The organism is Nocardia sp. CC201C (genome assembly GCF_030010695.1).
GTDB classification, from domain to species: Bacteria; Actinomycetota; Actinomycetes; order Mycobacteriales; family Mycobacteriaceae; genus Nocardia; species Nocardia otitidiscaviarum.
Map to the genome: position 1 here is coordinate 1 of NZ_JASCXP010000076.1, position 21,883 is coordinate 21,883.

Here is a 21,883-nt window from a genome sequence, read left to right on the forward strand (position 1 = left end):
CAGGAAGCGCCGACAGCTCCGGCGGCACCGACACTCCGAGCGGCTCGGACACGCCGAGCGGCCGAGGCGACTGCGGCCGCGTATAGCGCTCCGGCGTGTCCGGGGACTCCGGCGCGTGCGGCAGACCTGGCTGTTCGGGCAGATCCGAAGACTGAGGACGTCCTGGCAGCTCGGGGAGATCCACGGGCTCCGGCAACTCGCCACGCTCCGGCAGGTCAGGGCGTTCGAGTGCGTCCGGCAGACCAGGACGCCCCGGCAGGTCTGAACGCCCTGGAAGCTCGGGGACATCCGGCAGTTCGGGGCGCTGCGGGAGATCCGGAAGCCCGGGAGACCCTGGCGACTCGGGCGGTTGGGAAGGCCGCAGCGGGTCCGGAAGCTCAGGCAGGTCGGGCCATTGCGGCAAGTCAGGGCGTCCGGGTGCGTCCGGGTAACCAGGAAGCCCCGGCAAGTCTGGACGCCCCGGCAGCCTCGGGAGGTCCGGCGACCCGGGAGAACCTGGCAACTCGGGAGGTTGGGGCAGCTCTGGAACCTCGGGCAGCTCCGGGACCTCAGGCAGCTCAGGCAACTCCGGAACTTCAGGCAACTCCGGCAACTCCGGAAGCTCGGGCGGCTCAGGCAACTCCGGAACCTCGGGCAGCTCCGGAACCTCAGGCAGCTCAGGCAACTCCGGAAGCTCGGGCAGCTCCGGAACCTCAGGCAGCTCAGGCAACTCCGGAAGCTCGGGTGGCTCCGGCGGTTGCGGCAGCCCTGGGGGGTCCGGGGGTTCAGGAGATTCCGGCGCATCCGGAGGTTCCGGCGCATCCGGAGATTCCGGCGTATCCGGGGGTTCGGGCGATGCCGGTGGTGCGGGTGCGTCTGGGGCTTCCGGTTGTCCCGGCTGCTCGGGGTGTGTTGGCTGCTCCGGCTGATTCGGTTGGTTCGGCCGGTCCGGGTGTAGCCATCGGCGGGGGTCGAAGGGGTCGATGCCTTCGAAATCGGGGAGTTCGACCTCGAATTCGTGTGGTGGATGCGGGATGTGGGAGCGGAAGCCTCGCCTCGGCGGCTGGGGGGATTCAGCCGACGGTATGCGGTGGCCGTCGTGTGGAGTGGACGGGCCGGACGGTGGGTCGGCAGGGGGATCCTGCGGGCCGGCCGGGCCCGGCGTCCGGCCGGGCCCCTCATCGGTCTCGGGATCGACCGGACCCGTGGGGATCTCGTCCGGGTCCAGCGCTACTGTCGGCAGCTCATCCTGGTCCAGAGGTACTGTCGGCAGCTCATCCGGGTCGAGCGCCACCGTAGGCACCTCATCCGGGTCCTGCGGCACCGTCGGCACTTCATCCGGGTCCTGAGGCACCGTCGGCACTTCATCCGAGTCCTGCGGCACCGTCGGCACCTCATCCGAATCCAGCGGCACCGTCGGCAGGCCGTCCGGGTCCGCCCGGGTCGTCGCTACCTCTTCTTGATCGAGCTGAGCGGTCGGCAGGTCGTCGGGGCCGAACGGCCGTGTGGGGCCGTCGGGTTGCGGGGTGGTGGTGTCGGTCGCGCTGTCGGTGGCAGCGTCGGATTCGGTTGTCGCGGTGGCATGTTCCGGTGTGCGGGGTGGGAGGAAGGAGGCGGGTGGTGGGAGGGGCATGGGTTCGTAGGGGATGCCCGCGCGGTCGCCGGTGAGCGGGGGGCGGGCCGCGTCCCAATGGAATCCGTCCAGCGCGGCGACGTGGGCATTGGCCTCGCGCCAGGTCGCGGTCGGATTCGCGCGCAGGTACGCGGATTCGGCGAGGGCATCTTGCAGGAGCAGCAGATCCGGCGGCAGGGGCTTGCCCTGGATCAGGCGGTGCCACGCCTCGGCGACATCGGCGACCGCGTCCAGCGGGCTGCGCGTCAGCTGTCCGGTGACCGGATCCAACACGAGATGCCGGTCCCGCATGAGATGGTTCTTGATCTGCTCCATCTCGGCACGGGTGAACGCGGGCGGCAGTGGGTCCACGCCCATCGCGGCATTGATCTTGTCGGAGAACAGCGTGGCGAGCCGGTCCGCGTCCGCATCGGGCCCCAGCGCTCTGGCCAGCTTCTCGACGAGGGTTCGCCGTACCGCCTCGCGATGCTCCGCGAGGCCGCGCGTGATGGCGTCCAGATCGGAGTCGTCGGCGCGGAAACGGGCATACTGGGCGTCGGCCCATTCCTGCACCCGCGCCCACCTGCGCGCGGCGGCCTCCTGCTGTTCGCGCATGCTCTCCGCCACACCCATATCGGTGTCACGGCTGGTGAACTCGTTCATGGCGCGCAGCACGCCATCGACGACGCCGTCGGCTCGATGCCGAGGTGGGCGCGGTCGAGCAGCGCCGTCGGCGTGCTCCTCGGGCCGCCATTCGCGCACCATGGGCTGCACCTCGGCGGGCCGATCCCGGAACCAGGGATGTCCCTTGAACCCCGGACGGATCCGGCCCGGATTATCCGAGTCCTTGAACCAGGTGAAGCCGCTCAGTTTCGCGACTTCCAGGATCACGCGCATGATGTTGGACACCGCGTCCGCGTACGGCAGCTCATACATCGGCGTGCCGTCCGGCACCGCGGGACTGCCGCCGCCGGGGAAGTGCGGCAACAGATCCTGGTTGAATGCCTCGGCTGGACGCCCCGTCGCCGGATCGACGCCGAGCGCATCCACGACCGCGGCCTGTATCTGGTCCACGGCCCAGCTGCTGACGCCTTCCGGAAGGTCCCGGGGTTCGTACTTCTTGGGCACCTCACCTTCCCGGTTGCCCGTCCAGTCCGGGCGCGTGGGATCGACTTCGTGCCAGTTCCCCTCGGCGTCCCGCCAGCGGGTGCTGTCGAAGCGGTCCAGGCCGTACCGACCGCCGGGCTGCGAGCCGATTCCACCGGCGGTGAGATGGTCCACCTCGGGCGGCCGCAGCGCGTCGACGGTCAGATTGCCGTCGCGATCGGCCCGGACTCGCCGGTATTCGAGCCGGGTGTCCGGGTCGACGAGCGCCTGTGCCACCGCGGCACTGCGGCGCAGCGCGTCTTCGAGCGCCCGGTCGTGGTCGGCGCGGGAATGGCCGAGTTCATCGCGTGGGCCGAAGACGATGATCCGGCGCGGATCCCCGTCCACGATCGCCACCCGCTCGGATTCCATTCGGGCGCCCTCGGATTCGGCGAGCGTCCGCCACTCCCCCGCGATCCGTGCCATATCGTCCTGGAGCCGCCCGATCCGGTTGTGCGCCAGATTCACCTCGTGCGCCACGTCACCGAGAGCCGCGATGGTCCGGTGCTCGTCGGGGAGGTCGGTGCGCAGCCGAGCCAGGGTGTCGGCGAGCCGGTCGGGGCGCAGCGCCGACTCGTCCACCACGCCCTCGTCGTCGAGTACACCCAGGTGCCCGGCCAGTTCATCGCGCGCGAGCCGTCCGGGTTTGGTGATCAGCAGTTCGTCGGCCCGCTGTTGCGCCAGCCGGGCGAGTTCGGCCGTGACCAGTTCGGAAGGCGGCCGCACCCGGTCGACCCCGGCGCGCTCCAGCGCACTCATCCGCTGTTCGAGATCGAGAATCCGCTCGCGCAGTCCGAGCACCCGCTCCGACGATTCGGTCAGCTTCGACAGCGTTTCCACTCGGTAGGCGCGCTCCTCGGGCCCCGGCGACCGGGTGGTTCGCAGCGGGCCCTCGTCACCGAGTGCTCCGATGTCGACGGATTGCGATCCGGTCTCCTGGTGCAGCCGGAGCAGCGTAGCCTGGAGCGACTCACCGGTACCGAGCGCCCGCTCCGGATTGCCGCCACCCAGTTGGGCGAACCGGTAATCGCGTTTGGCGCGCTGGAACTCCAGTTCCTTCGTCAGTTTCTTGTGCTGTTCGAGCAACCGGTCGTAGTGCGCCACCGGATCCGGATCGGGCGCCGGTATCGGCTCCGGCGAACTCCGCGCCGGATCCGGTGCGGCGGACATCGGATTCGGCTCGCGCCCCGGACCCGCATCCGTGTCGATGGCCGTATTCGTCTGGCGCGGCAGCGGTTCCGGCCAGTTGCCCGGCGTCGGGCGTACATATCCGGGTTGTGCGAATCGCTGGGCGGCATCGACCAGAATGGAGTACAACGCCCGCTCCGGCCCGGATGCGTAGCGGCCGTTGATCTCGTGGGCCGCGAATGCCTCGGCGTAGGCCTCCTGCGGTACCAGGTTCTCCGGGAGTTTCGGATTCCCATTGAAGCTGTAACCGCTCAACTGGCTCAGCCACTGCACGAATCCCGCGTGGTCGTATGCCCCGGCTTCCTCGCGGTAGTACGCCTGCAAGCGCTCGATCGTGTAGTCCCGCTGCGTCCGCGGGTCCCAATGCTCGATATTGCCGGCATTGTCGAGCGCATGGCCCAGTTCGTGCAGCAGGATCGACCGCACCGGATTCTCGGAGACCCCGGGCGGGAACCAGCCGACGGACTCGCGGTGCTCCACGAGTGCCCGCAGCGCCTGCGGGTCCGCGGCGTACGCACGATTCAGGATGATCGCGTCGGTGTACATCCGACCGTCGGACCCGATTCTCGGCTCCGCCCAGGCAATCCAGTTCTGGTCGGGTGGATCGCCGATTCCGAGGCGGCGCAGCCGGATCTCCGGATAGGTGCGCAGTGTCTCGTCGACGGTCCGGGCCATTTCGCGGACGACCTCGGTGTCCACCTGCGGGTCCTCGACCCCGAAGACCGTCAGATCGTCGTAACGGTCCTGGAGGACCTGGGCCACCTCACGCGGCGCGAGCAGCGCCCATTCATCCCCGGCCAGGGAGCCCAGCAGCCGTTTCAGCATGGTCAGCGCACGGTCGGCGAGCGTGGGCGTGCGCGATTCCTGCGGGCCGGTCGGCGTGTGCGCGGCCGACCCGAGATCCGGCATACCCGCATCGAGGTCGGTGTTCTCCGGGTCCATGCTGCCGTCGGACAGTGGCTGCGGATCCAGCGGAGCCCCGGAATCCTCGGGTGCCGCGTCCTCGGCGACGAAGCGCACGGCCCGCACATCGTTGACGGTGCCCTGAATGACCACCTGCTGCAATTGCATTGCCAGGTCGTAGTCTTCGATCGGATTGAACCGCCAGGTGGCGCCCTCCGGCGGTGCACCCGTCCGCCATTCCATGATGAGACCGTCACCATTGGTGAACACCTCGGCGACCCCCGGATCACGGGTCCATGAGGTGGAGTCGCTGACATCCGACTTCGAAAGCACATGTTCTTCCGCTGAAACGCTTTCGGTGCCACGCGGAATGGCGTCGCCGCGCAGCGCCGCCACATACGCCGGATTCAGAATGCCGCTCTCCAGTTTCCTGGGAATGCCGCGATAGAGCGGGGTGCTGCCCTCGCCGTCCGGCAGCGTTCCCCCGTGCAGGACCGCGCCATTCTCCGGGCGAATGAATCTCACTGTGGCACTCAGGTTTTCACCCAGCGGACCTTCCAGATCCAGTCTGCGGTCGATGATGACATCGGTGAACCCGTACCGCTCCGCGAGCTGGCCGGTATGCGTGTACCAGGCCGACTCCTCGGGGCTGAACCCCGCCTGGAGAGTCGCGTTGAAGGTCGCGAGGTTGTCGCCGAGCGGACTGCCGCCGCCTTCGAACCAGTTGCCCTCGATGGCCCGCACCCGATCCCCGAGCACGCGCCAGGCGTCGGCGAACATCTCCGACCCCGTCGCCGTTGCGGGTCCGGCGCGCAGTTCGAGGGTGAGGGTGCCGTCGGCGTCGACGCTGGCGAGGATGCCGTGGCGGTGGTCGCCGCCGTAGCGGTTGACATACGTTCCGCCGTCCGCGGAGACGAAACCGCCCCCGGGGACCGGGACCATGCCCTCGGGGTGCCCCGGACCCGCGTGATCGGCGAGTTCCGCGAGCCGGTCCAGCACGGCATCGTGCCAACCTTCCCGGCCACGGGCGGCGAAATCCGGTCGCAGCGCCTCGATTCGGCGACGGATGGCCTCCAGCTCGGCGGCGGTGAGGGCGTGATCGGTTACTTCGAGGGTGCCGTCGGGCAGGCGGACCTGGAAATGCTGGGCGAAGGGGCTGAGCGCGTCGCCGGTGGTCGGGTGGTTGCCGAAGTTCAGGTGGTGGCCGATGCCGCTCACGCGGTTGCCGGGCGCGAGCACCCAATCGAAGTCGCCGCGGCCCGGGGTTCCGGTCAGCACATCGAGCAGCCCTAGCTCCCGGGCGCCCGCCGCGTCCAAGAACATCTCGTGGGCGTCGACGAACTTCTCCCCGGCCACCGATCCCGGCATCGGTTCCAGGTACACCACATTCGCGCGGCGCGGGTCGCGGTACACCTGCGGGACGTCGGCCCCGACCGCGCGGCCGACGAGCGAGGCCAGCTGCTCGGCGTCGGCATGCCGGGAGTTGAGCATGGTGACGCGGTGCAGCACCGTGCCGTCGTCGAAGGTGAGCCGTTCAGTGCGGCGTGGCTCGGTCAGCGACCTGCCTTCGCCGAGTACCTCGACCGAGCTCGGTCTCGTCGCGAGGGCGGCCCGAGCCCGATCCGCGAAGCTGCGAACGCCGTGCGCGACATCCCAGGCCCGGCCGTAACTCTCGGCGTAGGACTCACCGGCTTTTGTGGTCCGATGGTCCGCGAGCACCGGGCGCAGCGCCTCCAACCCCGCCTGGTTGGCCAACCGATCGAGGGTGGCGTCCGACGTGCCGGGCAGCGCCTGCGTGACATCGGCGCGCGTCCGGTCGAACGCGTCCCGGTACACCTGCTCCAGCGGGCTCACCGGCAGCTGGTGGCCCGCCTCGCGCATTTGCATGGCCACCACGATCTCCAGCGCGTAGGCCCGGCTGTGCTGCGCGAGCATCCGGCGGATGTAGTCCTCGCGCGTGGACTGCATGCGATGCCGGACGGCGACCGGATCGCGGTGCGCGAGGTCGGCGTGAATGGCGGCATGGGTCAGGGCGAGCAGATGCTCGGCATCGGTGGCACCGGGGTCGAGAACCAGCGTATTGCGGGCCGGGTAGTACTGTGCCGGAGCTCCCGTCCGGTGCGTGTAGGCGACGCCGTGGCGGTCCAGAGTCTCGTTGGCCCATTGCCCGGCCGGAGTCTCCGCGAGCACCGCGCGCAGACGCGTGATGCGTTCGGCCGTAGACTGATCCGCCAGCCGGCCCGGTGTGATGTCGGGCTGGTCGACCCGTGGCTCCGGCCGCCCGTGCGGGTCCACCGGCACGGTATCGGTGGTTTCCACGCTGACCCGGCCGTTCCCGTCAATATGAATGGTGCGCGCCTCCGGCGCGACCGACGGTGAGATCTGTTGGGCCACCGCCGGGTCGCGCAGGGCCTCAGCCAGCACGCGCTGGTGTTCGCCGGGTGGTGCGGCGATGACGAGACGGTCCGGCGCGGCGATCGCGTGATCGCCCGGGTCGCCGGGGATGAGGGCGACGTGGTCACCGAGCAGCCGCCCGCGCTCCGGAATCTCGGCGGTGAGGACATCGCGGGCCGCGACGGCCGCGAGGTTGTCGAGGTGCCGCCGCTCATCGCGCAACGCCAGTTCCCGCTGGTCGGCGAGATCGGCCAGGGTGCGCAGATCGTGGTCCAGGCGGCGCAGTTCGGCGAGCCGGTCGGCGGGAGTTCCGGAGTCGGTGAGCGCGCCCTCGAGGTGTCGGCGCAGCTGTTCGGCCTGCCGCCGAAGATCCGGTCGATCCGCTGTCGGGTCCGGCACGGGTGGGATATCCGGATCGGCGGCCAGCACGCGCTCGGCGGTCGTCGCCGCCCGCTCGGCCACCTCCCGCAGCTCGGTGGCGAGTTCCGCCGCACGCAGCTCGGCGGCCCGGCCGTCGAGCGCGGAACGGCGCATCCCGTCGGCGATTTCGGCGGTCGTCGGCAGGTGCGGCACGCCGGGACGGGTACGCGACGCGGCGTTGACGTCGTCCCAGGCCCTGCCGTAGAGGTCGGTGTAGGTCGTGCCGTCGTCGGAGGCGAGGTCGGCGATCTCCGGCCGGATGGCGTCGCCGGCCAGTCGTCGCGCGAAATCGTCGACGGCCTCGGCGGTCACGGCCGTATCCGGGTCACGGCGCGCGAACGGAGCGAGCGACGCCTCGCGGACCGCACGCTCGTAGACGTCGCGGTAGGTCTGCTCGATCCGGGCGACGGTGTCGCTGCCCGTGATCTCGTACCCCAGTTCCCGCAGCTGCTGTGCCAATTCGACCATGCGGATGCTGGCCTCGACCTCCTCGTCGATCATGGCCCGCACGAACTCGTCCCGGCCCATGGTCCGGATCCGCTCGACCGCGCTGCGCCCCTCGGTGAGGTACTCGGCGTGCAGCGATTCGTGCGCGAGCCAGAGTGCCTGGCGCACATGGTCGACGCCGCTGGTGTAGGTGACGACGGACAGATCCCCCCGCCGCGTCTCGCCGGACCTGCCGTCGGTGTGCGTGTGGTCGAAGCGCTGCCGCAGCGGAGCCGCGTCGAGGTCGGCGAGTATCCGCCTGCCGATATCGGTCTGCGCCAACAGGCTTCGCACCGAATCGGCGGGATCGTCGAGCGAACGCAGGATTGGCGGCGTTGGCTCCGGGGCGACCGCGTCGCGTGGTGCGGAAGAGTCGCCCCAGGCCGGGGTGTCCACCTCGCTGGAGTTGGGGGTGCCGTCGGTGGGGGTGCCGTCGGTCGGGGTGCCGCCCTTGGGGCCGTCGTCGGTGGGGGTGCCGTCGGTAGGTGTGCCGCCCTTGGGGCCGTCGTCGGTGGGCGTGCCGTCGATGGGAGCACTGTCGGAAGGGATGCCGTCGGTGGGAGCACCGTCGGAAGGGATGCCGACGGTGGTCCGCGCGGGCGCGGAGCCCTCGGGCTCCGCCTGATTCGCGTCCGATACCGGGCCGTGCGGTGGACCGTCCGGGGTCCCGGGCGCGGTCGGCGTCCCGTCGGAGCCGTCATCGTCCAGACCGTTGCCGATCCGTCGGAGGATGTCGTCGAACGCTGCGTCGGTCCGGCGTTGGATATCGTCGAGCCGGTTCAGTGTCTGCCGCGACAGTTCGTGGAGACGCTCATCAGCCTCGCGGGCGATGGTCTGGAAGCGGTCCCCGGGTGTTGGCGGGTGCAGATGCGCGGCAGCGGGTTCCGGTGGCGGCACGATGTTGTCGGCGGGATGCCGAAGTTCGCCGCGCGTCACCGTGATTCGGCCCTGGTCGTCGAAATCGATACGCAGTTCCCGCACGACCGTGCCCCGGTTCACCCGCTCGCTCAGCTCCGGATACTGTTGCCGCGCTTCGTCCCACACCCGTGCCGCATCGGTGTTGCCCCAGCCGACCACCAGGATGTGGGGTGGGTCGCCGTCGATGACGCCCACCCGGTCGGTGATCAGCTCCGCGCCCGCGGTGAGCAGGGTGTCGCGCTCCATGGCGGTGGCCATGGCACGGTCCAGGATGTCCACCCGCTCGGCGGCGGCGTGGTAGCGCTCGGCGGCGGTTTCCAGTGCGTCGATCCGCGCCAGGCGGCGGGGCATCTCGTCGACCCGCATGGTGGTGCCGCGCAGTTCTGCGACGGTGTCCGCCAGGCGATCCGGGGTGAGGTCCGCGGCGGTGACCGGCAGTCCGGTCATGGCCGCGTCCAGGGCATCCCAGGCCGTGTCACGGGTTCGGACGGCGGCGGCGCTGTCGGCGGCGAGGATGTCCATGACCGCTTGGCGCTGGCGGGCCGCGTCGTCCAACGCGGCCGTTTCCCGCTGGAGTGCGGCATCGATGCGCGCGCCCGGGTCGGCGGGCGGTTCCTCGAGCCGTACCGGGCGAGCGGACTCGTCGGCCGGGGGTGGCTCGGGTGATCGGTCCGCCGGGGACGAGTTCGCGTCGGCGTCCGGAACCCGCTGTGCGGCACCGTCCGAGGACGGGGTATCGGGTTGCCCCGGTTCGACGGGTCGCCGGGAGGCGTCGGCCGGAGGAGAATCCGCGCTGTCGGCGTCCGGAACCTGCTGTGCGGCACCGTCGGACGACGGACTGCCGGGCTGCCCCGGAGCGACGGACCGCCGGGAGCCGTCGGCCAGAGGCGCGTCCGCGCCGTCAGCGCCCGGAATTCGCTGGGCAGCACCGTCCGACGAGGGGGTGTCGGGTTGCCTCGGTGGTGCCGACGGCGGCGATTCGTCGGCGGGAGGATCGTCGCGACGCGGCGACCGGCCGTCGTCCGTGGGTGGTCCGAGCTGTTCGTTCGCACGCGCGGCGGCCGACTCGAGGCGGGCGAGGTGCGCTTCGGCCAGGTGTAGGCGGCGAGTGGCGTCGTCGAGCCGGTCGAGTCTCTCCTGTCGCTGCGCCATCTCGTCGACGCGTGTGGTGCGGGTGCGGTGATGGTCCAGGGTCTCGTCCACCCGGCCCGGGGTGAGATCCGAGACATCGATGGGCAGTCCGTCCAGGCCGGCATCGCGGTCGGCGCGGGCCTCGTCACGCTCCCTGGTGGCGGCGGCGAGTTCGCGGTCCAGGCGGATGCGCTGCCAGTCGGCATGGGGCCGGGCCCGGTCGAGTGCGGCGCTCAGGCGGTCGATATCGGACCGCGCGGTGTGCACAGCGCGCGCGGCCGACTCCAGATCATCGATGCGGACGAGGTGTGCCGCGTGCTCGGAAATCGGGAGCGTGCGGGCGCGCAGCGCGTCGAGAGTGTCGTCGAGGCGGTCGGGGCGCAGCTCCGAGGCGTCGACCGGATGCCGCGTCATCTCCTCGGCCAGCCGCATTCGCGCGGCGTCGAAAGCCGCTGTGGCGGCGTCGAGTTCGTTGCGCACATCGGCGTAGCGCCGCACGTCCGGATGGTCGGGGCGGGCGAGCGCCGCCTCCAGCCGGGCGGCATCGGTCTCCGCGCGGGCAAGGTCGGCCTCGGCGGCATGCACCCGCCGTGCCGCGGCGCCGAGCGCGTCCACCCGTGCCAGATGGGCGGCGTGCTCCGATACCGGCAGCGTCCGGGAGCGCAGGCCCTCCAGGATTTCGTCGAGATGCTCCGGGCGCAGGTCGGTTTCCGCCACAGGGTGGCGTGCGACCTGTTCGGCGAGTGCGCGACGGGCCTGCGCCAGTTCCTGGCGGGCGTTCTCGACCCTGCCCGCCGCGGCCACGGCCGCGGCCTCGTCGAGCGCACGCTGATGCCGATCGACGAGGTCCGCGAGGTCGGCCAGCCCGGCGGCGCGATCGCGGATCTCCGCCCGCAGCGTGGCCTGGAGTTCGGCCAGCTCCCGCGCGCTCAGGCCCTCGTGCTTTTCGATCTTGCCGTCGCGGTATTCCTCGTAGACCTCGGCGAGCCGGGCCGGATCGGCGTCGGTGATGTCGACGCCGATGATCCGCGCCCAGTCGCGATTCGCGTGCGGCACCGCGGATTCCGGATCGCGCGTCCGGTCGGCGGCGTCGCGCAGACCGTCGGTGAAGGCGTGCGGATCGCCGACGATGTCGCGCAGATGAGCGGGGGCGCCGGGATCGTGGATGCGCAGTTCCCCGTCGGCGGCCCGGGGATCCAGCGCGGGGTTGTTCCGCACATCGGTGTAGGGGTCGAGATCGAGCAGCGTGCGGGTGAACTCCGCGATGGCGGCCCGCACCTCGGTATCGCGTCCGGCCCGCTGCGCCAGGCGCATCGCATCGGTGAGGGCGCCGACGTCGATGCCCTTCGTATCCCCTTGCGGTACCCAGATGAGCGCGTTCGGATTCCGCGTCTCGCCTCGGTCACGGAAGTAGGGGTCGTCGCCGCGCAGGTGCTTTCCAGGGAGCAGGTCTTCGGGTGCCACACCGAGGCGACGGGCGAGCAGGTCGCGGGCCGCCCGCACCGCGTCGACGTCCAGGCTCTTACCCAGCTGTTTGGCGTAGTCGACGAGATCCTTGACGCGCTGGCGCTGCAATGCCGACCGCTGGTCGGGATCGCCGAGCACGTCGGCGATCCGCTGTGGGGTCAGGTCGTCGTGTGGTATGCCGAGGCGGTTGGCCAATTGCTCACGGCGCCGGGTGATGTCGAAGAAGGTCTCGATATCGCTGGCGCTGCGGGCGTAGTCGGCCAGCCCTTCGATCTGTGCGGCGCGCAGCGCATTGCGCAGCCGGTGGTCCGCGATCGTCTCCGGGGTCAGGTCGCCGGGGTCGATGCCGAGTTCGCCGGCCACGCCACGGATGGCGTCACGTAGCTCATCGACCGAACGCGGCTGATGCGGGTTCGACTGCGGCGCTTCGGAATCCAGCACCGGATGCCAATCGCCCGCACCATCGCGCAGCAGCGTGACACGCACGTCACGGCCGTCGACCGATCCCTGATAGTGGCGGACCTGCGGGGTGTCGGCGGCGTCGAGGTGGAGGCGTCCGGTCGCGTCCACCCATGCGTTTCGGTAGTCGGGGACGATATCGCCGCTGTTCACCGCCGCCGCGAGTGCCGGATCGGCGGCGAGTGCGTCCGCGAGCAGGCGCGATCGGTCCCCCGCACCGTCGAAGACGACCAGTCGATCCGGGCCGCCGTCCGGATCGGCCACCCGTACCACGCCGTCGTGCACCTGCCGCCCCTGCCGTGCCCGGGTCCATTCGTCGATCAGGTGGGCGCGTTGGTCGGCATCGGCATCCGAGCGCAGGTACGGTTCGGCCGCGCGCGCGAAATCCGCCAGCGCCGCGGCACGGTCGGCGGTGTCGCCGCGCAGCCGGGCGAGTTCCTCCGCCAGCCGGGCATTCGCCAGGTCGTGCTGGATCCGCCGCATATCCGCCGGGTCGACGGCCGCCAGGAGCTCCCCGCGCTCCGCCGGGTCCACCCGACGCAGGGCGTCGGTGAGGGTTTCCGCGGCCGATGCCGGGTCGATGCCGGACAGCTGCTCGAGGTTCGATCCGGCCAGCAGCCGGGCCCGCTGGTCGGCGGGCAGGGCCAGCAGCGCGCGGGCCACCTCCCCCGGGCTCAGATCGACCAGATCCCGTACGCCCAGGGCGTTCAGGTCCACACCCAGCAGCTGCGCCCAGACGGACCGCTCGTCATTGATCTGATAGCGGCGCAATGCGTTCTCGTAGTGCTCGCGCAGACCGTCCTCGCGGTCCGGGCGGACGCCCTCGTGCGGATCGGCCCAGTGGCGGCCCGGCTCGCCGCCGTTGTTGACGCCCTCCCAGTCCAGCAGCGTCGGTTCCGTACCGCCCGCCCGCACCAGCTCCCGCAGGTACAGACCGAGCGGGTCATTGCTGTCGAAGCTGACCTCGCGGCTGAACGGCAGGCGAGCGTCCTCGGCGTTCCACCGCCGCGCCGCCTCGGCCAAGGCTTCGGCGGCGGCGGCCCGGCGGGCGTTTCGGTACTGCTGTTCGGTGAGGATCCGTTGCACCGCTGCCGGATTCGAATCCGTCAGCTCGATGTCGAGTCGTCGAGCGGCCGCGCGCAGCTCCGCGTCCGGAGACCGGAGTTCCGGATCGGAATCGGTTGTGTTCGAAGGAGATTCATTGCCGCGACGCGACTCGCCTTCACTCGCTTGGAGTTCCCGCGTATCCGGCGCGGGGAAGAAGGTGTCGTCCGGATCCATGAGCCCGGCAAGCTTCAGCTCCGCCTCCATCTCCGCCAGCAACTCCGGATCGGCCTCGTCGATCCAGTACCGGTACTCCTCGTCGTCGGAGAGCATGGCGGGTACCACGTCTTCCGACTCGTCGCGAGTCCGAGCGGTCAAGCGGTCCAGGAAGAACGGTGCGTCCTCACGCTTCTTCCAGAGCGTGGCGACCTCCTTCCAGATGCGGGCGGGGTTGAAGCTCCCCGACGCGGCCGGGTCGGTGATACCGGCCAGATCCGAGATGGCCGTCTGACCTCGGCCGTCCTCGCCCGAGCCCGACGGGTACTTGGGATATGCGCCGTCGTAGGCGAGCGAGGACGGCGAGAAGCCTTCGCGCAGCCGCTGCCGAAGCAGGCCGTCACGCTTGGCGATCCGCCATTCGGTCTTGGCCAGCTCCCACCGCTCGCGCAGGGTGAGCGCGCCCTCCGCCGCCTTGGCCAGCAGTTCGCGGTGGCGGACATCGACGGAATCGGGGCGGGTGTCGGGGCGTGGGGTGAGTTGACCGGATTCCGTTGAGTCGCCGGCCGGAGGCACGACGCGCATCCGGCCGTCGTCGCCGGGTGCCAGCCCGACGGGCACCCGATCGCCGTCCACCTCGAGCACCATCCTGCGGGTGCCCTCGGGGGGAGTCGAGTCCGGTTCGGTCCTCAGCACATCGGCCAGGGCGGCAAGGTCTTCGGCCTGCCGCAGCGTGGCCTCGCGCAGGTCGGCCAGGGTGGGGGTGACGCGGTCCGGGTGCAGCGCCGCGGGATCGAGCCCGAGCAGGTCGGCCCACCGATCCCGGGTGGCCTCGATCTGGCGGCGGTGCACCGCGTCGGTGGCGGCCTCGTGGCGGGCGACGCTGTCGGCCAGCGCCTCGATCACACCGGCGGTCAGCAGGTTGCGGTAGCGCAGATCGGCGAGTGTGCGCGCCGGGTCGGCGGATCGCAGTTCGGCGTCCGACAGTCCCAGGCGCTGGGCGAGCCGGTCCCGAAGTCCGGAGTCGGAATGCAGTCGTGGCGTCCGATCGGGTTGTGCGGCAGGGTTCTCCGGTCGCGGAGAACCGTCCGCGGCTGTCAAGCGGGTCGGACCCGTATCGGGAGCCGGGTACGAGAGATAGCCCAGTCCGAGTGAGCGCAGTTCCGCCAGCATCCGCTGCCGCGCTCCCGGATCGGCCTCACGCCAGTAGTCCTCGTCGCCGTACAGCTGATCGACATCCAGCGGTCCGAAGTCGTCGGGATAGCGCATGTGCGCGGCGGCGGCGATGGATTCGTCGAGGAAACCACGGGCCCTTGCCATTTCGGCCAGCTCCCACAGGGTTCCGAATGGGTCGCGGTTGCCGTCGAAGGCATCCCGCAGGCCGAGCGCTTCGGCCAGGCGGCGGATGTATTCGCGTTCGCCTTCGGACAGCGTGACCGGGTCGACGCCACCGGCCCGCACGTCGGGCTGATCGAGGAAGCGTCGGACGGCATCGAGCGGATCGTCGGCATCCGGATCGGCGCTGCGTGCTCCGGCACCCGAATCACCCGCTCCGCCGGGAGGATCGCCCGCACCGTCCGCGGTGCCGTTCGTCGGCGGTAGGCCGGGTGGCCGTTGCGAGCCGCCCCCGGTCCCCGGCTCCGGAGCCGTATCCTCCGAATCCGCGGCATCGTCGGTCCGGCGTCGCGACTCCGCCAGCTCCGCATCCGTGCGCCGACTCCGTTCCGCGACTTCGGTGTCGGTGCGTCGACCGGCCTCCGCCAACTCGGCATCGGAACGCTGCCGCGACTCATCGAGCTCCGCATCGGTCCGCTGCCGCGACACGGCCAGCTCGGCATTGGAACGTTGCCGCGACTCCGCCAACTCGGCATCGGTGCGCTGGCGCGACTCGTCCAACTCCGCATCGGAACGCTGCCGCGACTCCGCCAACTCGGCATCGGTGCGCTGGCGCGACTCGTCCAACTCCGCGTCGGTGCGCTGGCGCGACTCGTCCAACTCCGCGTCGGTGCGCTGGCGCGACTCGTCCAACTCCGCGTCGGTGCGCTGGCGCGACTCGGCGAGTTCGGCCGCCATCCGGTTCGTCGATTCGTCGGGCCGCGTACCGGGGTCTGCCGGTGGGCGCGAACCGTCGTCCGGGTCACGGGCGAGTGTGGGCGGTCCGGGCGGATCCGCGGGTGGGAGCCGGGAGCCGCCACCGGCCTGCGGTCCGCTGCCCGCCGGGTGCGGCGGGGGTGCGGCGGTACCCGGTTCCTCACCCGGATCGTCGGGACGGCCGGGCAGCTGCCCACGCTCGGCCAGCCGGTGGAACTGTTCGGCCAGCTCGGCGAGCGTCCTGATCTGCTCGGCCCGGTCGCGCACCTCGCCGCGCATGCCGTCCAGAGCCGCCGCGAGATCGGCGGCGCTGAGGCCCTCGTGCTTGTCGATCCGACCGTCCCGGTACGCCTCGTACACCCGACGGAAGGTCGCGTCGTCGGCGCCGACCAGGTCCACGCCCACCAGGCGCGCCCAGTCGCCACCCGGCTGCGGCCGGGTATCGGGATCACCGCTGGGCAATTCGCCGCTCTCGGGCAGCCGCGCCCGAGCATCGGCCACGGCGTCGGCGAGGGCACTGCCGAAGTCGAGCGGATCGCCTGAGGGGACCGCACCCGCGAGGATGGCGCGCAGCCCCGGCAGGGCGTCGATATCGTGCACCGGCGGTTCGGTGTCGGCGGAACGCGGGTCGGCCGCGCGATCGCCCCGGGGCACCTCGGAATACGGGTCGACGTCGGTGAGCGCGGCGGCGAATTCGGCCAGCGCGTCCCGCGCGACCGAGGCACTCCCGTCGCGTACCAGTCCGGCGACGACCTTGCGCAGTTTCGCCGGATCGATGCCCGCGGCATCCGGAACCCGGATGAGCCGTCCCGCATCGTTATTCGTGTACTTGGTCGGATACAGCTCCGACGGCTCGATGCCGAGCTGCCGCGCCAGTCGGTCCCGTGCGGCATCGAGCGCCGCTGCGTCGAGTCCGCGCAGCCGCCGCGCGTAAGCGACGAGATCCTCGAACCGCTGGATACGTAGCGCCCGGCGCGGCGCCGGGTCGATGAGGCCCTCCGCGATCGCCCGGGCTGTCAGTTCCGCCTCCGGCAGTCCCAGGCGCTGCGCCAGCGGGGCCCGAACCTCGGCGAGACCGTAGAAGGTCTGGATATCGTTGGCGGTGCGAATGTAGTCGGCGAGCGCCTCGATCTGGCCCGCCCGCATCGCGTTCAGCAGCTGCTGCGAGGCGATCGTCCGCGCCAACCGCTCCGGATGCACGCCGTCGGGGCCGATGCCGAGGTCGTCGAGGCCGACACCGAGTCGCCGTGCCAGCTCGCCCATCTCGCGCAGTACCTCTTCGGGCGATCGCGGCGCGGTGCGATCCGATGCGCCGTCGGGCGTCGCATCGAGTGTGTCGGATACCGGATCGACGGTCTGGGGAACCGGCCGCCACTGCTGTCCGGTGTTGTCCCGCACCAGGGTCACGACCAGTTCCCGGCCGTCCACCGGGCCGCGGAAGTGGTGGACTTCGGGGGTATCGACCGGGTCGAGGTGCGGCTGCCCGGACTCGTCGACACGCACCTGCCGGTAGTCCACCCGGATATCGCCGGTGTCGAGCGCGGCCGCCAGATCCGGCCGCATGGCCAGCGTGTCGGCCAGCACCTCGTCCCGGCCGCGAGCACCGTCGATGACCACCAGCAGGTCCGGCCCGTCGTCGATCGGAATCCGGGCGATCTGGTCGCCGTACGGCTCGCCGACCTGCCGCTGATCGGCCTGCGCCAGCAGATCGGCCGCCGCGGTGGCGAAGTCGGCCAAGCCCTCCGCTCGCGCGATGTTCTCGTTCCGCAGCCGATCCAGGGTGCCGTCCAGCCGATCGGGGCCGAGGGCGGCGAGATCGATACCGAACATGGCTGCCCACGTGGACAATTCGTCCGTCAACTGACTGCGGCGCAGCGCGTGCTCGAAATAGATCGGGATACCGTCGTCACGGCCGAGCTCCGGATTCTCGCCGACCCGGTTCCACTCCGGCAGCGGGTCGGCCCCGTTGCCGACTTCCGCGCTGTCCAGCAGCCCGGGATCAGAGCCCATCGCGACCATGATCTCGCGCAGGAACAACCCCATCGGATTGTCGTCGAAGAAGCTGCGCGGCACGGCACCGACCGGCACGCTGCCACCGGGGCGGCCCTCGGCATCCGTTCCCGGCGTGCCGTCCGCGTCGTGCCAGCGATAGGGGCGGCTGTTCTCCTCGTTGAAACGCCGTGCGGCGTCGCCGAGTCCCTCGATGGCGGCGGCGGCGCGCAACGTCCGGTACTGCTGCTCGTCGAGCACCCGCCGAATGGTCGCCGGATCGTTGTCGGGCAGGTCGAACCCGAGCCGCCGCGCCATATCCGCGAGCGACTCGTCCTGTGGCGGGTTCGCGGGTTCCGCGACCGGCAGCGGATCGTTCGACACCTCCGGAATCGGCTGCTCTTCGAGCCGGACCGACTCCTCGGCGGAGATCAGACCTTGGTCGTAGAGGTCGTCGATGATCCGCTGACGCAGCTCCGGATCCGTGCTGGAATCCAGCAGATCCCGCAGTGCGGCGCGGTTCTCGTCCGCCGGACGCAACTCCAAGCGCGTCAGATCGGTCAGGATGCGGCGGCGGACCTCGGGATCGGAGGTGACGTCCAGCAGCGCTTCGAAATCGGCGCGGGCCTGCTCCGGGGAGATGATCCCGGCTTCATGGGTGACGCCGATACCCTGGCGGGCGCGTTCCGGATCGGTATCGCTGATCCAGGGCCGGTACTCCGCGCCGTCGGGCGTGTGCACCGGCATATGCTCGCCGGCTTGCGCCGCGATACGACCGGAGAGCCGATTCAGGAGGGGTATCTGCTCCCGCTGCTGCCAGAAGGTGACGGACTCCTTGAGAATCCGCGCGATATTCGGGAATCCGTCCCCGCCCGCGCTGGGCGGCTCCTGGAACACCGGGCCGGTGGGAGGCGGCGGCGGTGCGGGAGGTGGAGGGCCGAGCAGGTCCGGGGCGTCGACGACCGCGTCCCGCAGCGCCGTCTGGCCGCGGTGGTCCTCGCCGGAGCCGGAGGGGTACTTGGGGTATACGCCGCGGTGGCCGCGCACATGAGTGATGTCGCGGAAGCGCTCCCACATGCGGCGCAACGCCGACTTGCGCTCCGGGGTGTCGGAATCGGCTCGTCGGGCGGGTGTTTCGCCGCCGTCCGGGGGCGCGACGCGCCAGCGGTCGGCACCGTCGGGGACGAGACGCAGGGGTACCTGCTCACCGTCGACGTCGATGGTTCGGGTGGTGTCGGCATCGCCCTGCGGTGGTAGGACCGCGTCGGGTTCCAGGACACGCGGGCCACCGGCCTCGTCGCCGGAGCGCGAGTTCTGTTGTGCGCCTTCATCGCCCGGATCGTCGGGGGTCGTCGGAGGTGCGGGCGGATCCGACGGCGGCCGGTTCGATCCGCCGTCGGCCACCGCGACTGGGGCGTCGCCGTCGGTCCCCTGCCACACCGAGGTGAACATGTCCGACGCCGTGCGCGTGGACTGATCGCCGTCCTGTGTGCGTGGCGTCCGCGGCGCGGCGGCACCGGACCGCGGCGGAACGCCGACATCGGCATTCGAGGTGCGCACAGGCGCACCATGGTCGGCGGACGGCGACCGGGGCTGCTCCTCCTCGGCAGTGGGTGATCGGTCCGGCTCATCCTCGACAACGGGTGATCGGTCCGGCTCCTCGTCGGCAACGGACGATCGGTTCGGCTCCTCACCGACGGTCGGCGACCGGCTCTCCTCGTCAGCGGGAGGCGACCGGTCCGGGTCCACGTCGGTGGTGGGCGATCGGTCCGCATCCTCGTCAGAGGTCGGCGACCGGTTCGGGTCTTCGTCAGAGGTCGGCGACCGGTTCGGGTCTTCGTCAGAGGTCGGCGACCGGTTCGAGTTTCCGTCAGGGGCCGGCGACTGGTTCGGGTCTTCGTCAGGGGCCGGCGACTGGTCGGGTGTCTCGTCGGTGGTCCGCGACCGGCCATCGTCATCGCCGGCTGTCGGTGACGGCGGCCGTTCCTCGTCGGGTGCGGGTGTCCGGCCGCGCTGCGCTTCGGGCGGCTCCGATCGCGGGCGGGTCGGGGTGTCGTCCGCGTCGGGAGCGTCGGCGGAGAAGCGGTCGGTGAAGAATCGGACGAAGCGGCCCCACCGGTCACGGTCCGGCCGCGCGTGCCGCTCGATCTCCCGCAGGCGGTCCATGGCCGTGTCGAGCCATTCGCCACGGTCGCGAGCGGTGAACTCCGGTTCCAACGCCGCCAGGCGCGCCCGGAGCGACCGCACCTCGGACCTGGTGAATTCATTGTCGCGCCAGACGATCTCGCCGTCGTCGCCGACTCGCAGCAGATAATCGGCGAACGGGCTGACGGGATCACCGGCCTCGGGGCCCGGACCGAAGGCGTTGCGGTGGCCGATCCCACCGACCCCGTCGGGACCGATCATCCAGTGGGAATCCCGGTCCGGCATACCGATCAGCGCGTCCAGCAGGCCCAGCATCCGCCCCCGGGGCGTGTCGGTGGCACCGAGCAGCCGCGCCGCGTCCGCCCCCTCCACCAGTGTCGCCGCCACGTCACCGGGCATCACCTGCATGTAGACGGTGGTGGGAGCGTCACCGTCCCGGTGCACCCGTGGCACGTTCGCGTCGATCGCGGTGCCCAGCATGGACGCCAGGACCTCGGCGTCGGCCTGCCTCGGATCGTCGAACACCTTCCGGACCAGTCGGGTGCCGTCCTCGAAGGTGACCAGTTCCACCCGATGCGCCCGATCGCCGTCGCCGAGCGGTTCGACGCGCACTTCACCGGACTCGACGGCATCGTGCACCAGTGCGTCGAATGCCTGCCGGGACAATGCCTCCCGTTCGATCGGCCCCAGCTTGTGCGTCGGATTGCCCTCGGCGTCGAACATGATCGCGTACGTGCCGGTGCGGTCGCCGACGCCCGCCGGCGGATTCGCGATCACCTCGCCCGTCGCGGCATCCCGGATCACGATCTCGCCGTCCTCGCAGGACACCCGGTATACCCGCGTCACGGCGTCGTCGCCGTCGCCGTAGGTGTCGATCACCAGGGCGTGCACGGTGTCGCTCTCGCCCTGCCGCCGCCGCGCCGCCGCCTCGTCCCGCAGGCGCTGGCGCAGGGAACCATGGTCGTTGAACTGCCGGGCCGCCCCGTCCGCCGCGACCATGATCGCCGCGACCGGCATACCGTCGCGCCACGACTCCGGATCCGGAACTCGGATCGTCGTACTACCGGTGTCCGCCCGGATGCCCGCCAGCGCTCGCACGGCATCATTGCCGCCCGCACTCCGATCCCCGTCCGGCGCGGTGCGATTCGCCGGGGTGGCGGCCGCTGTGTCGGCGCTCGCGTCGCCATCCGGATCGGCCGGGCCGTCCGCGTCCGGCCGCCGCGCACCCCCGCTACCTGCCGAGGACTCATCCTCGGCCAGCCCGCCCAGATCGGTGTCCTCCGCGTCGTCGCGCCGTGCCGACACGGCGGAATCATCACGCGCACGACCCGGTTCGCTGCTGGCCGGACCGGATTCGTCACGCGCAGGGGCCGCTTCGTCATGTGCGAGCGCGGACTCGTCACGTGCAGGGGCAGCCTCGCCGCGTGCAGGAACCGCCTCGTCACGCGCAGGAACCGCCTCGTCACGCGCTGGAACCGCCTCGTCACGCACAGGCGCAGGTTCGCGTCTCGTTGGAACCGGTTGGTCACGCCCGGGAACGGAACCCTCACGCATGGGAGTACCGTCGTCGCGCACGGGAGCCGTTTCGCCGCGCTCTCGAGCGGATTCCTCGCGCGCAGAAGCCGCCTCATCGCGTGCAGGAACCGCCTCATCGCGTGCAGGAACCGCCTCATCGCGTGCAGGAACCGCCTCATCGCGTGCAGGCGCGGATTCCTCGCGTGTGGGTACGCCTTCCTCGCGCACACTGGCCAGTTCGCCGCGTCCCTGAACGGAGTCCTCACCCGCCGGAGCGCCTTCCTCGCGCACACTGGCCGGTTCGCCGCGTCCCTGAACGGAGTCCTCACCCGCCGGAGCGCCTTCGTCACGCACACGGTCCGATTCGCCACGAGCCGGTGCGGATTCATCGCGTGCAGGAACCGCTTCATCGCGTGCAGGCGCGGATTCCTCGCGTGTGGGTGCGCCTTCGTCGCGTATGGAGGGCGGTTCGGCGCGGGTGGTGTCTGTGTCCAGCGGTGCTTCCGTTTGGGTCCGGGGCGTGGCGGCGACCGGGGCACCGGGGTCGGCGGTGTGCGGGTCGGTGCGGGTCGGAGTGGCCTCGGAGCCCGTTGTAGCCGCTTGGATACCGGTGGCGGGGTCGGGCATCGCGCTGGAAGCATGTTGTGCGCCAGCGGCTCTGGGCTCGGTGTGTGGGGCGGCGGTGGGTTCTCCGCCGGGCGGCTGGGCACCGTGCGGTGTGCCGGTGTCGGCCGCGGTGGCTGGCGAACCGGTGGGGTCGGTGGCGGGGGTACGGGTTTG

The 21,883-nt window shown here is 71.1% G+C and carries 1 pseudogene; it reads right to left on the reverse strand.

The window, feature by feature from the left end:
- Window positions 1-20,893 (reverse strand): annotated as a pseudogene (locus QK444_RS11170) (hypothetical protein); the annotation flags it as partial.
- Between the last annotated feature and the right edge of the window lie 990 nt (window positions 20,894-21,883).